11 protein-coding genes are annotated in these 13,926 nt (G+C 67.8%); all 11 read right to left on the minus strand.

What is annotated here, in order from left to right:
* Positions 1-873: 873 nt before the first annotated feature.
* The 11 genes from F3J15_RS16435 to F3J15_RS16485 all read right to left on the minus strand — a co-directional run bounded on the left by F3J15_RS16435 (position 874) and on the right by F3J15_RS16485 (position 13,924).
* On the minus strand, positions 874-2,346 hold the full coding sequence (locus F3J15_RS16435) for an amidohydrolase family protein (protein WP_166892523.1): 1,473 nt from the start codon (positions 2,344-2,346) through the stop codon (positions 874-876).
* A gap of 48 nt (positions 2,347-2,394) precedes the next feature.
* Positions 2,395-3,873: a sodium:solute symporter gene (locus F3J15_RS16440; protein WP_166892526.1), complete on the minus strand. Its 1,479-nt coding sequence runs from the start codon at positions 3,871-3,873 to the stop codon at positions 2,395-2,397.
* A complete protein-coding gene (locus tag F3J15_RS16445) occupies positions 3,870-4,082 on the minus strand; it encodes a DUF3311 domain-containing protein (protein ID WP_166892529.1) in 213 nt (70 codons plus the stop codon). The genes F3J15_RS16440 and F3J15_RS16445 overlap by 4 nt, the downstream gene beginning before the upstream one ends.
* Positions 4,083-4,121: 39 nt before the next feature.
* A complete protein-coding gene (locus F3J15_RS16450; RefSeq protein ID WP_240158931.1) occupies positions 4,122-5,192 on the minus strand; it encodes a porin in 1,071 nt (356 codons plus the stop codon).
* 480 nt (positions 5,193-5,672) lie between these two features.
* On the minus strand, positions 5,673-7,013 hold the full coding sequence (locus F3J15_RS16455; protein ID WP_166892535.1) for a serine hydrolase: 1,341 nt from the start codon (positions 7,011-7,013) through the stop codon (positions 5,673-5,675).
* Between the two features lie 46 nt (positions 7,014-7,059).
* Positions 7,060-7,455: a BON domain-containing protein gene (locus tag F3J15_RS16460; protein ID WP_166892538.1), complete on the minus strand. Its 396-nt coding sequence runs from the start codon at positions 7,453-7,455 to the stop codon at positions 7,060-7,062.
* A gap of 37 nt (positions 7,456-7,492) precedes the next feature.
* Positions 7,493-8,551 (minus strand): porin, encoded by a 1,059-nt coding sequence (locus F3J15_RS16465; RefSeq protein WP_166892541.1) that lies wholly within the window; start codon positions 8,549-8,551, stop codon positions 7,493-7,495.
* Positions 8,552-8,675: 124 nt separating this feature from the next.
* Entirely contained in the window at positions 8,676-9,974 is a 1,299-nt protein-coding gene (locus F3J15_RS16470; protein ID WP_166892544.1) for an MFS transporter, read from the minus strand.
* A gap of 44 nt (positions 9,975-10,018) precedes the next feature.
* Positions 10,019-11,176, minus strand: coding sequence for a CoA transferase (locus tag F3J15_RS16475; protein WP_205190830.1), 1,158 nt, complete (start codon positions 11,174-11,176; stop codon positions 10,019-10,021).
* On the minus strand, positions 11,173-12,360 hold the full coding sequence (locus F3J15_RS16480) for an acyl-CoA dehydrogenase family protein (protein ID WP_166892547.1): 1,188 nt from the start codon (positions 12,358-12,360) through the stop codon (positions 11,173-11,175). The genes F3J15_RS16475 and F3J15_RS16480 overlap by 4 nt, the downstream gene beginning before the upstream one ends.
* 10 nt (positions 12,361-12,370) lie before the next feature.
* Complete coding sequence (locus tag F3J15_RS16485) at positions 12,371-13,924, minus strand: AMP-binding protein (protein WP_166892550.1); 1,554 nt, start codon at positions 13,922-13,924, stop codon at positions 12,371-12,373.
* Positions 13,925-13,926 lie beyond the last annotated feature (2 nt).

The following is a 13,926-nucleotide window of genomic DNA, read 5'->3' on the forward strand; positions in this document are numbered from 1 at the left end:
CTCACGGCATACGCCGACTGCTTCGTATGCAAATCCACTCTCAGCATATTTCAATTATCACCTCTTACGTCCGATTAAATAAAACAACCACTGCCCAAGCGCTGCAGCAACGGCACCCGACACGATTGTCGAGTACGTTCCTGCAGGTACTACATCGAACCACCGAATGATTCCGTAAGTCAGCAAGAACAAGATAAAGGTCAGAAATATTCTGACAACCATCGATTGCAACACTCCCCCTCCCTACTATCCAGCCATCGCCGGCACCAGGATAAAAACAACAAAATGCGTACGAGTACGCCGCTGCTTCACGAGAAGCATCAACGACGCCATTTGTTACAAAGAATTACTTTGCCATGACCAATATTAATCGGGCAATCAGCGCAATTCACAACAATTCATTTTTATTGCGTCATTAATACCGGGGCAATACCCAATCGTTTTAATCGGGAAATAGCGGAGACTTGACAAAATCGAAAAATTCCCCATTTTAGGAAATGAGGATGCCATGGAAAACATCGAAACAATCAGTCCGATTGTTTATGCGCACGTTAATGACGACCTGATACGCTCGATATGCTTGATCGCCTCACTGGGGCGAGTTTGAGGACGAAGCGACTCTCAACCATGTTGTTTCCGAGGCTGCGATTGCATTGCGAGCGCTAGAGGTCCACCATGCCATTCGGCGTGCACGTGACGATGGCAGCCTCGGTTGCCCGCAAGGGGAATGCCTTGGCATCCTGCGCCGGCACATAACGTTCTCGGCGGTCAGGCGTCGGTGGCCAGGCTTCCGCATTCTGGATCGCTCAAAAAAAAGTCGGCCCAAACAGGACCGACCTTGCGCAGAACGAACCGCCTGGAGCGTTACAACTTTTAATAGCGGCTGCGCCCCCACAGCGTCTCCGGCTCGTCGAGCAAATGACGCAACCCGCTGCGCTCCAGCATCGTTTCCGACACTTCCACGACGCGCTCGAGAATCGCCTGCTCGTCGACCGACAACACGCGCCGATCCTCCATCAGCACCCTTCCGCCGACCATCGTCATGCACACGTCGGCCGCGTTCGCGAAGCACGTCACGCGATACACCGGCATGTTCATCGGCATCATGTGCGGCCGGAACAGGTCGACGAGGATGATGTCGGCGAGCTTGCCGGCTTCGAGCGAGCCGACTTCGTGATCGACCGACAGCGCCTTCGCCGCGTCGATCGTCACCATCTCCAGCACCTTGCCGTGCGGCAGCACGTCCGGGTCGCGGAAATGCCGGCGGTGGTAATGCATGCACTGCCACATATGGCGGAACATGTCGTAGCCGCGATCGGGCGCCGCGCCGTCCGACGCGATCGCCACCGTCACGCCCGCATCGATCAGCTCGGGCACCGGGCAGCGCCCGATGATCGACATGATCGCGCTCGGGTTGTGGACGATCGCGGTGCCGGTTTCGACGCATGCCGCGATGTCGTCGTCGGTCAGGTCGATGCTGTGCGACATGAACGACGTCGGGCCGAGCAAGCCGAGTTCGCGATGCGCGAATGCGAGCGTGCCCGCGCGGTGGCCGTCCTGCGTGAACGTCAGCCCGCGCTCGCGCGCCAATCCGCCGTAGCGCGCGGCCTGGTCGCGGAAGTCGCGCTCGTACTGCGCGAGTTCCGGGTCGTGCTCGGGCCCGTACACGGGCAGCGTGAGCGCGATGCGGATCCGGCCGCCGGCATCGCCGTGGCATTCGTCGATGATGCTGTTGCACACTGCGTACATCGTGTCGAAGTCGATGTCGCGCGTGTCGCTGCCGTCCGGCGTGTGGCGCGTATAAGCACGCGGCGCGGGCGGACGCGACGGGCCGACCGCGACGATCGAGCGCGTGCCGGTGCGCACGACCGCATCGCAATGGCGCCGTGCATAGACCGGATCGTCGACGCGCATGATCGAGTTGCCGCCGCCGAGCAGCGACACGCCCGTCGTCACGCCGGCCTTCAGCCGCTCGAGCGCGGCAAGGTGCGATTCGGTTTCCCAGAACGCCTCGTCCGATGCGCGCGCGTAGATCGTCTCGGCCGCGGCCGACCATGCGTCGCCGTCCGCGCCGCCGATCGTGCGCAGCATCGCGTGGCCCGCATGCGCGTGGGCATCGATCAGGCCAGGCAGCACGGCCTTGCGGCGCGCGTCGATCGTGCGTGCGGCGCGATAGCGGGCCTGCAGTTCATCGGTGCCGCCCACGGCGACGATACGATCGCCCTTCACGGCAACCGCGCCATGCTCGATCACGCGCCGCTGCGGGTCCATCGTGATCACGCAGCCATTCGCGATCAGCGTGTCGATCGCTTCGCGGCTGTCCGCTCGGTTGTCCTCGGTCGTCATCGCACAGTGTCCTGTTGTCGTTCGATTGATTTCATTGCCGTCCAGCCGTCACGCGGAACCAACCGGCGCTGCAACCCGCGCCTTCAGCCTGCGCTGCCCCGCGCTGATCACGATGAACACCACTGCATTCACCGCGAGCGCGACGAGCCCGGGGTTGATCGACGTCAGCGTGGTCGACGCGCCGGGGAACAGCGACGCGAGCGTCACGCCATAGTAGTTCGTCATCGCGATCACGATCGCGCCGGCGGCGATCCCCGCGAACGCGCCTTCACGCGTGCCGAACGGCCGCTTCAGGAAGCTCGAAGCAAGCATCGGCACGAGCTGCGTGAGCAGGCTCGACGAGAAGATCGCGAGCGTGACGAACGTCGCGCCGCCGCGCAGCACGAAGTAGACGACCACCAGCGTGAAGATTGGCAGCGCGATCCGCGCGACGCGCGTCACCTCGCGGTCGGTCGCGTTCGGCGCGAAACCTTCGCGGTAGATGTTGCGCGCGATCGTCGTCGACGCGTTCAGCATGATCAGCGAACCCGGCACCAGCGCGGTCAGCAGGCCCGTGCCGCCGACGATGCCGACGAACCACGCGGGGAACGTCTGCTTCACGAGGCGCAGCAGCGCAAGATCGGCCTGCGCGCCTTCGAGCCCATGCACGGTCATCACGGCCGCGAAGCCGACGAGGAACAGGAACGCGATGAGCACCTGGTACAGCGGCATCAGGATCACGTTGCGGCGCAGCGCGCGCTCGTCCTTCGCGACGTAGATCGCGGTGAAGCCGTGCGGATACAGGTAGTAGCCGAGCGACGTGAGCAGGATCGTCGAGTTGTACCAGCTCAGGTTGAAGCCGTGCGCGGGCATGCGCAGCAGTTCGGGATGCGCGGCGTCGATCTTCGCGAACATCGCGCCGAGGCCGCCGTAGTAATGCGTCGGCAGGTACAGGCCGAGGAAGATCGCGATCGCGAGGATCAGCACGTCCTTGAAGATCGCGATGCTCGCCGAGCCGTGGATGCCCGACACGACCATGTACACGGCCATCAGCGTCGCGGCGATCCAGATCGCGGCCGCCTGCGGAATCAGCCCGTACGACATCTCCGACACGATCACGCCGAGCCCGCGCAACTGGATCATCAGCAGCGACACCATCGCGAACACCGCGACGACCGACACCAGCACGCCGATCGCGCGGCTGTCGTACTTCGCCGCGAAGTAGTCGGCGAACGACACGAGCCCGCGCGCCTTCGCGTAACGCCAGACGGCCGGCAGCATCCAGTAGCCGATCACGAACGCGAGGCAGCCGTACGACAGGATGTAGAACGCGGGCACGCCCTTGCTATAGGTCCAGCCGCTCGCGCCGAGGAACGAGAACGTCGAGAACGCCTCGCCGGCCATCAGCAGGAACGTGAGCAGCGAGCCGAAGCCGCGCCCGCCGACCGCCCACTGCTCGAGCGTGAGCTTGCGGCCGCGGCGCGCCATCACGCCGATCGCCAGCGCGAACACGGCGAACGCCGCGATGATGAGGATCGATGCGTTCATCGCGCGTCTCCCGAGCGGCCGGCGCGGGCCGCGTCGCGCTCGTCGAGATGGAACAGGATCGCGAGGATCGCAGCAGTCGCGGCCATCCAGATCAGGTTCCACACGAGCAGGAACGGCAGCCCGAACAGCAGCGGCCGCACCTCGGCGAGCGAGCCGCCCGTGTACATCCCGACGAACGGCAATGCCGCCAGCAACAGTTTGAGTTTCATGAGTGCCTCCTCCGGAAGACGCGCGTGTGCGTCAGAACATCAGAACTTCTGGCGGATGCCGACCACCACCGCCACCTGCGACGTCGTTGACGACGCGCTGTCGGTGCCGTCGATCCACGCGTGGCCGATACCCGACGACGCCTTCTGGTAGAAGCCGTTCACGTACACGTCGGTGCGCTTGGACAGCAAGTACTGCACGCCGGCCGATACCTGGTGGTAGTGGCCGCTGTCGCTGGCGCGCGCGACCTGCGTATAGGTGTAGCCGGCCGCGGCCATCAGCGCCGGCGTGATCATGTAGCGCAGGCTGCCTTCGTAGTTGTTGAAGCGCAGCGCGCCGCCCGTCGCCTGCCCGAAGTTCGAGCCCGTGTACAGCAGGCCGAGCGTGGCCGGCCCGATCGCGTAGCTGCCGCCCGCGCCCCAGATCTGCTGGCGGATCGCGTGCCCGAGGCTCGCACCGAACACCGATTCCGACGCCGGATAGTAGTTATCCGAAGCAACGGCGCCGCTCGTGCTGACTGCGGGATGGTTCACGCGCGCATACGCGGCGCCCGCGTTGAGCGGCCCGTTCACGTACGTGACGCCCGCGCTCCAGCTGTTGTCGTTCGCGAAGCCGGTCGAGTTCGAGAAGCCGTACACGAGGTTCGCCTGCAGGCCCGCGATCGTCGGCGACACGTACTTCACCGCGTTGTTGGTGCGGAACGTGTTGTTGATGTCGTCGTTGTCGAACGGGTGCGTCGAGTACTGAGCGAGGAAGCTGCTCATCTGCAACGAGCCGAGGATGTCCTGCGTCGAGTTGTACTGGCGGCCGAGCGTCACCGCGCCCCAGTTCGCGCCGCTCAGGCCGACCCACGCCGAACGCCCGAACATCCGGCCGCCCTGCCCGAGCGCACCGTTCGCGACGTTGAAGCCGTTCTCGAGACGGAAGTTCGCTTTCAGGCCGCCGCCGAGATCCTCGGTGCCGATCAAGCCCCAGCGCGGGCCCGATTCATTGCCGCCCGTGAATTGCCACAGTGCGTGGCCTTTCGCGTTGTTCGTGTAGGTCACACCCGCGTCGACGATCCCGTACAGCGTCACCGTCGACTGCGCGTGCGCGGCGCCGGCAAACAGCATGGCAACGGCTGCGCCCACGCCTGCGGCGCCCGTCTTCCCGCCCTTCATTCGCACCATCTCCGTCTTCTCCTTCTCCAAACCTGTTCATCGGTGTGTTGTGTTTTTTTTGAGCCTGCCCATACGCGCCGACCGGGTTGTATAGACAGTCGCTGGATGGTATCCAGCCGCAATCACATCAAGAAATGAAATGTTCAACTGGGTGTCAGTTGAAAATCGAATGGCGGGGAGAGGAGCGGGGACGGCGCGCCGCTGCAAGAGAAACGAAAGCGCGCGAGTCCGCTGGACGCGGCGCGCTTTGCTCAGACGTGAATGGCGTGCGTAAGCAAGCTGACGAAACGGCGACGGGCGATGTGCCGATGTGGTTTTCCCTGACAGCCCGTGCATCGCACTATCGCCGTGCGAAGCGGGCCGATAGCCCACGCGATCGAGGCGCGGCGATGCAACGCCGCCCTCTCGTCGGGCACGCCCGGTTGCAGCGCGCTAGCGCAGCCGGTCGACGACCGCGCGCGCCACCATGCTCAACGCATCGCCACGTTCGAGCGCCGCACGCGGCCGTATCGCAGCGCCTTGCGCATCGAGCGCGCGCGGCGCGAAGTCCGGCGACGACGAGAACTTGACGATCGTCAGCGCGTGCTTCGGATCGACGAGGATCGACTGGCCGAACCGCCCCGCCGCTGCGACCGTGCCGTCGCCGTCGTTCACCTGGTACCAGTAGTCGCGATACGCATAGCCGTCCTTGCCCGCGATCACGTTGCCCTTCGCGAACAGCGCCGCGTTGTGCGCGGGCTGCAGTGCCGTACGAATCGTCGCGGCGGGCAGCGCACCGCGTGCCCCGCCGAGCCCCGTGCGCACGCGCTCGGCAAAGCGCGCCGCATCGCGCAGCGTCGTGTACAGGCCGCCGCTCGCCATCGCCATCGCGTTGCGGTCGACGACGACGTACGCATCGTCTTCCGCGAAATCGCGCCACAGCCACCGCTCGACCAGCGCGCTCCACGACTGCCCCGTCGCGCGCTGCATCGCCCACGCGACGGCTTCCGGCGAGCCGTTCTGGTAGAACCACGTGCTGCCGGGCGCCACGTCCGGCACACGCTGCACGGTCAGCAGGAACTCGGCGATGCTGGCCGGCGCGCCTTCACGGTGCGGCACCAGACCGACCGCGCCAAACAGGCCGAGATCGGGCGGGATGCCCGGTGCGTACGCGGTCGGCACTTCCATGTCCAGGTTCTGCTGCAGCGTCGCGCCGCCGAACGGCGTGTCGGCGAGTTCCGGCACCGTGCGCGCGAGCGGCGCGCCCGCGTCGAGCACGCCGGATTCGATCATCTGCGCGGCCAGCAGGCCCGTCACCGATTTCGTCATCGACGCCCACGCGTGCGGCTGGTCGGGCCGGAAGCCGTCGAAGTAGCGCTCGTAGACGATCCGGCCACGCTGCACGACGATGAAGCCGTCCGTATGCGTTGCGCGCAGGTAGGCGTCGAGCGTCAGCGTCTCGCCGCCGATCGTCACTGGCAGCGTGTCGAGGCCGGAGGCCGGCTGCTCGGGCAACGGCATCGGCGAAGCCGCGTGCCGAATGCCGGCCGTCGGCGCGAGCAGCCGCGTATTGCCCAACGCCCAGCGCAGGCGCGCCGGCGTGAATGCGTTCGCCTTGTTGACGACCTGTTCGGCCGGCGGCGGGAAGCCCTGCATCATGCCCGGTGTGACGGCGTCGATTGCAGCGGGCGCAGCGGGCGCGATCGCGGCGAGCGCGAGCCCGCCGGCCAGCACGACGGTGTCGGCCAGCCGGCGAGCGCGCCGGGTAGCGGTAGAGCATCGATGAATTCGCATCGAATCATGTCTCGTAGTGGAAAGAAAACGCTCTCGAGCCCGGCGATCACGGCTGCTGGCCGTCGATGCGCAGCAGGTTCGACACCGACGCGACCCCGTCGACACGCCGCGCAACCTCCGCCGCGAGATTCACCTGGTTCGTATCCGTGACCGAGCCGCTGAGCGTCACGCCGCCGTCGCGCACCCGCAGGAGGATGCGCGTGACGTTCAGGTTCCTGGTGCGCGCGAGCGCCGTGCTGACGCGGCGTTTCAGCTTGCGGTCGGCCGCCTTGCGTTGTGCCGGCGACAGATCAGTTGACGCAGGCACCTGCGCCGATGCCTGCACGGCCGCTTCCGCCGATGCCTGAACCGCCGCGCTCGCGGCATCGGGTTGCGCGTGGGCGGCGACAGTCCAGCATGTCGCCGTCAGCAGCGCCGCAGCCAGTCGGGATGAAGTCCGCATGATCGATTCACTCTCCTGAAAAATCGTTGAAAAAACCTCAGAACTGCGTCATCAGCCCGATCGACACACCGGTCGTCGCGCTCGCCCCGCGCCGCAGGTTCAGCGCCGCGATCGTCGCCGGATCGCGCATGTACGCACCGGTCAATCCGTTGCGATCGACCTCGACATACAGCTCGGTGCGCTTCGACAGGAAGTACTCGGCGATCGCGTAGGTCGTCAGCTTGTGACCGTCCGCGCCCGACACGTTGCCGAGATTGCGTGCACGGTCGTAGACCGCGGCCGCGCTCAGCTGCACCGACGGCAGCGGCTGCACGACGATGCCGAACGACGGGATATCGTCGCGCCGCGACCGCGCGCCGGCCTTGTTCGCGCTGACGTTCAGCGACGCGTAGCTCAGGTAGAAGCGCGCACGGCCGAGCTGCAGCGTGCCGCCTGCCTGGATCGTCTGCGCCGACTGCGAGCCGTCGGGGCTGTACGTCTTCGCATACGACACGCCGCCCATCAGGTCCGAATACGTGTACATCGCCGCAGTCGAATAGCTGGTGCCCGCATGCGAACTGCCCGCGACGCCGCCGGGCGAATAGTTCGCACCGAACCGCAGGCCACCCACCTGCCCGAGATACTTGATCGTGTTGTTGAAACGCGAGTCGAGCGTGAAGAAGTTGCCGTCGAACTGCACACCCGGCTCGACCGCGAGCGATTGCCCGCGCCCGCCGAGCGGATCGAGCGCGATGCCGAGGTCTTCCGCGACGTTGAACTGGCGGCCGAGCGTCAGGCGGCCGAAATCGCCGGCCAGGCCGACATACGCCGCTTGAGAAAACAGCGTGCCGGACGTTTTGAGCGCACCGGTGCCGCTGTTGAACGCGCCGTCGAGCACGAACAGCGCCTTCAGCCCGCCGCCCAGATCCTCCTTGCCGCGAATGCCGAACTCGTTGCCCGCGATGATGTTGTTGTTGAACCCGACCTGACTGCCGCCCGGCAGCCCGTTAACCCAGCGCACGCCGCCGCCGATCCGACCGAACAGCGTCACGCTCGACTGCGCGTGCGCGCTCCCCCACAGCGCGCCGATCAGCGCCGCCGCGATCATCTTCTTCATGTCTCCTCCTGCCGCGTCGTCGCGCGGCGTATCGTGGTACTGCTCCCGTCGAAAGGCGCCGCTGCCCGACTGGCGGGCCGCACGCCGAATGCGATGCAATGCGAAGCGATGTGCGCGGCAGGCGCTAGCGGCCGCACGCGCCGACCGGCGGCGCAGCGCACCCCGTGTCGCCCGCGAGGCGCCGCAGCGAACGCTGCGGATCGAGGCACCAGGCGCCGAGCAGGCCGCATGCGATCAGCACGACGCCGCACACGACGCTCGCCTGTTCGAAGCCGCGCGCGACCGACGCGCCGCTCGCCTCGATCAGCATCCCGGTGACGACCGGCGCGCCGAGGCCCGCGAGCGACGCGAAGCCGTTGCTGAGCGCGAGCACGCCGCCACGCTGTGCGTCCGGCGTCACCTCGGCGAGCATCGCAGGGCCGATCGAGTACATCGTCAGCGTCAGGCCGCTGCCGACCGTCAGCAGCACGAGCTTCGCCGCGCGCGGCAGCTCGGGCACCGGCAGCATGGCCAGCATGGCGCCGGCGATGGCGAGCGTGACGGCGATGAACGTGCCGCGTCCGTGCCGCGACGGCATGCCGCGTGCAAGCAAGGTTTGCGACAGCCATGCCAGCGCGAGACTGAGCGGCGACGTGACCGCGACGAACAGCGCGAACATGCGCCCCGCCTCGTGCGGGCCGAAGCCGAGCCCCAGCTGCAGGTAGGTCGGCATCCACGTGAGCGTCATCGCGAGAATCCAGTTCGCCGCGAAATGGCCGAGGAAGTTGCCGAGCACCGTGCGGTCGGTCAGCAGCCGCCCGTACGGCACGCGTTCGCCGCCGGCCGCGCGCGGGCCGCGCGACAGCGTGCCCTCCTCGCCGGCCACCGCCCACGCGAGGCACCACACAGCCCCGAGCACCGCCAGCACCGCGAAGTTCGCGCGCCAGCCCCAGTGCGACGTGACGACCGGAATCGCGAGCCCCGCGATCAGCAAGCCGAGCGCGCTGCCCTGGTGCAGCAGCGCGACCGGGAGATTGCGCCGCGTATCGGGAAACCATTTGTAGATCGCGTGCGTCGCGACCGGCGACGCCGGCCCTTCGCCGATGCCGAGCAGCACGCGGCACGCGATGACGACCCAGATCGAGCTCGCGGCGAGCATCGGCAGTTGCAGCAGCGCCCATGCGGCCGCCATCGCGAACAGCAGCCATTTCGCGGGCCAGCGGTTCGCGGCGATGCCGCCCGCGACCGCCGCGACCGCGAACAGCCAGTTGAGGCTGCCGCCGATCACGCCGAACTGCGTCGGGCTCAGATGCAGGTCGCGCATCATCGGCACCGACACGAGGCCGAGCACGACCTTGTCGAGAAAATTCACCAGCATCATCAGCGCGAGCATCGTCGCGATGGACCACGCCCGTCCGGGGCGGTACTGCGCACCATTCGTCATGGCTGTCTCCTGTTTATTTATCGTCGGCGGCCGGTGGCGTCGCGCTATCCGCCGCCGTGCTCGCCGGGCGCCGGCACCCGGTCGTCACCGTCCGGCAGGCCGAGCGAGAACTTCACCGGGAAGCGCACCGCGAGCGACCGGTCGGCCGCCACCTCGCGGGCGACGCCGCGGGCGCGCACGTGCGGATCGTCGAACACCGCGCCCGCGTCAGGCACGCACGACACCGGCAGCCCGAGTGCGCCGAGCACGCGCATCCAGTCGTCCTGCGTGCGGGTCGCGAAGGTTGCGCGCAGCAGCGCACCCAGCGCGTGCCGATGCTGCTGCCGGCCCGCGCGCTGCGCGAAGCGCGGTTCCCGCAGCGCCGGATACGCGTCGCCGAGCGCATCGGCAAACACGGCCCAGAACTTGTCCTCGAGCGTCGCGAGCACGATGTGCCGGCCATCGGCGGTCTCGAACAGGTCGTTGTCGGGCATCACCCAGCGCGCCGCGTCGGGCGTATCGCGGCCGGTGCGCAGCGCCCACGCGGCCGGTGCGGTCCACGCGAAGATCGCGTCGTGGATCGACACGTCGAGATGCTGGCCGACACCGCTCGCGCGGGCGCTCATCACAGCGACCACCAGCGCGAGCGCGGCGTGCAGCGCGGCCGCGTGATCGGCCAGCCGCACGCGTGGCCGCGAGATGGTGTCGTGCAGTTGCGCGGGCACCGACCAGTAGCCGGCATCGGCAAGGAAGTTCAGGTCGTGGCCGGGACGGTTCGCATACGGGCCGTCCTGGCCGTAGCCGGTGATCGAGCACAGCACGACGCGCGGGTTCGCGTGCGCCAGCTCGTCGTAGCCGAGCCCGAGCCGCGCCATCACGCCGGGCCGGTTGCCTTCGACCACCGCATCGGCGTCGCGCACGAGATCGAGAAAGCGTGCGCGGCCGTCGGGCGTCTTCAGGTCGAGCACGATCGAGCGCTTGCCGCGGTTGAACTGCGCGAACGTGTCGGCGCCGAACTGCCGCAACGCGTCGCCGCCCGGCGGCTCGACCTTGATCACGTCCGCGCCGAGCTGGCGCAGCAACGCGCACGCATGCGGGCCGGGGAGCAGCTGGCCGGCATCGACGATCCGCACGCCGCGCAGGCACGACCAGGCCGGCCCATCGGCATCGGCATCGGCATCGGCGGCGGGCCAGGCGTCGGCCGCGTCGTCGCGGGTCGTCATGCGCCGCCTCCCGCGCCGGCCGGCTCGAGAATCGCCTTCGCGATCGTGTTGCGCTGGATCTCGCTCGTGCCGGTCAGGATCCGGAACATCCGCAGCTTGCGGAACGTCTGCTCGACCGGATGGCCGCGCGTGACGCCGACGTTGCCGTGGATCTGCACGGCCTTGTCCGCGACCTCGAAGCAGCGCTCCGACACGTACAGCTTGCAGGCGGCCGCCGTCATCCGCAGGTCGGCGCCCGCATCGGCGAGCGCGGCCGTATGCGCGATCATGCTTTCGCACGCCCACAGCGCGGCGGCCATGTCGGCGAGCATGTGCTGAATCGCCTGGAACCGCGCGATCGGGCCGCCGAACTGCCGGCGCGTGCGCGCGTAATCGAGCGACGCCCGGTACGCCGACATCGCGAGGCCGAGCATCGTCGGGCAATGCAGCAGCCGGTTCACGTTGATGCGCGACATGCCGAGCCGGAAGCCGTTGCCGACGCCGCCGAACACGTTCTCGCGCGGCACGCGCACGCCGGAGAAGCGGATGTCCGCGTCGATATGCTGGCCGGACATCGGCACGTACTCGTGCTGAACGCTCACGCCGGGCAGGTCGAGATCGACCAGCACGGCCGTGATCTGCGGCGGCGTCGCGGTGGCGTCGGTCACGCACATCACGATCGCGAAATCGGCGAACGGCGCACCGCTGATGTAGTGCTTCGTGCCGTTGATCACGAGCGCATCGCCGTCCTCGATCGCCGTCGTGCAGATGCTCATCGCGTCCGAGCCCGAATGCGGCTCGGTCAGCGCGAAGCACGTCGATTTCTCGCCGCGCATCACCGGCTTGAAATAGCGGTCGAGCTGCGCGGGCGTCGCGTACTTCAGCATGTTGCCGACGCGCGGCGGGCCGCCGAGTTCGCCGAGCACGTGCGGCGCGAGCGCTGCGCCGCTCGCGGCGAGGTCGGCCTTCAGCGCGCACACTTCGGCGATCGACAGGCCCTGGCCGCCGATCTCGACGGGCAGGCTCGCGGTATAGAAGCCGAGCGCGGCCGAGCGTTGCCACACGCGACGCAACACGTCGCGCGGCCACACGTCTTCGGAGTCGAGCTTGAGCTCGCGCTCGATCGGGCGCAGCTCGTCGTCGACGAAGCGCAGCACGGCCGCGCGCAGCGCGACGAATTCGGGGCGTTGCAGATGGTCGAACATGACGGCTCCTTCAGTTGACGCGGCGCGCGACACCGCGCCAGTACTGCTCACGCACGAGCTTGCGGGCGACCTTGCCGTTCGCGTTCTTCGGCAGCTCGGCGACGAAATCGATGGAACGCGGCAACTTGTAGTCGGCGAGCTGCGTGCGGCAGTGCGCGACGAGATCGTTCGCCTGCGCGTCACGGCCGGCACGCAGCACGACCACGGCCTTTACGGCCTCGCCCCACTTGTCGTCGGGCACGCCGACCACGCACGCCTCGAGCACGCCTTCGTGCCGGTAGAGCGCCGCTTCGACTTCGGTCGGATACACGTTGAAGCCGCCCGAGATGATCATGTCGTGCTTGCGGTCGACCAGATAGATGAAGCCGTCGCGATCGGTGCGCGCGAGGTCGCCCGTGTGCAGCCATCCGTCGACCAGCACCTCGCGCGTCAGCTCCGGCGCATTCCAGTAGCCCTGGAACACGTCCGCGCCGCGAATCACGATCTCGCCGATCGCGTCACCCTCGACTTCGCGTCCGTCGGCATCGACCACGCGCACCTCGGTCTCGCCGAGCGGCCGGCCGCACGACGCGAGCCGCTCGCGGTCGTGCAGCAGCGCGTACGCGTGATCGGCGATGCCGAGCCGCGTGACGCCCGACGTCGATTCGCTCGCGCCATAGCCTTGCGACAGCACGGGGCCGATACGCGCCCACGCTTCCTCGATGCGCGCCGGCGCCATCGGCGCCGCACCGTAGCCGAGCACCTTCAGGCTGCGCAGGTCGGCCTGCGCGAGCTCGGGCGCGTTCAGCAGCATGTTGACCATCGCCGGCACCATGAACGTGTGGGTGATGCGCTGGCGCGCGACGTCGGCGAGGAAATGCGCGGGCTCGAACGCGTCGAACAGCACGAGCGTCGCGCCGCAGAACAGGTACGGCTGCATCAGCATCCCGGACGCATGTGTGATCGGGCCGATCAGCGCGAGCCGGTCGCCGGGCTGCGCGGGGCGGTCCATCCCCAGCACGATCTTGCGCAGCGACGCGAGCCGGTTGCCATAGCTCTGCATCGCGGCCTTGATGCGCCCCGTCGAGCCGGACGAGAAATGCAGCACGGCGAGGTCGTCCGGTGCCGGCAGATAGTCGGGCGGCGTATCGCTGCCCTTCGCGACCAGCGTGTCGTAGTCGAGATAGCCGGCCACCGCGCCGCCGATCGACACGAACCGCTCGACCGACGCGAAGCCCGGCGAGTCGGGCGTGTAATCCGTGTAGCCGCGCCCGCCGATGAACGCGGCCGGCGCGCAATTGCCGACGACGTCGGCCGCCTCGGCCGCCGTGAAGCGCGGATTCAGCGCGGCTTTCACGAGGCCGGCCTTGTACAGCGCGCATTCGATCTCGACGAGCTCGATGCAGTTGCGCGCCTGGACGGCGATGCGGGTGCCGGGCGCGAAGCCGAGGCCGCGCAGCGCATTCGCGAGCCGCGTCGAGCGCTCGTCGAGCTGGCGGTACGTGACGGCGCGGTCGCGGTGGATCACGGCGGGCTGGCTGCCCCAGTAACGGGCCGCGCGCCGCAGGAAGTAGGCGAAGCTCAAAA

This window comes from Burkholderia sp. Ap-955 (assembly GCF_011753045.1).
GTDB classification, from domain to species: Bacteria; Pseudomonadota; Gammaproteobacteria; order Burkholderiales; family Burkholderiaceae; genus Burkholderia; species Burkholderia lata_D.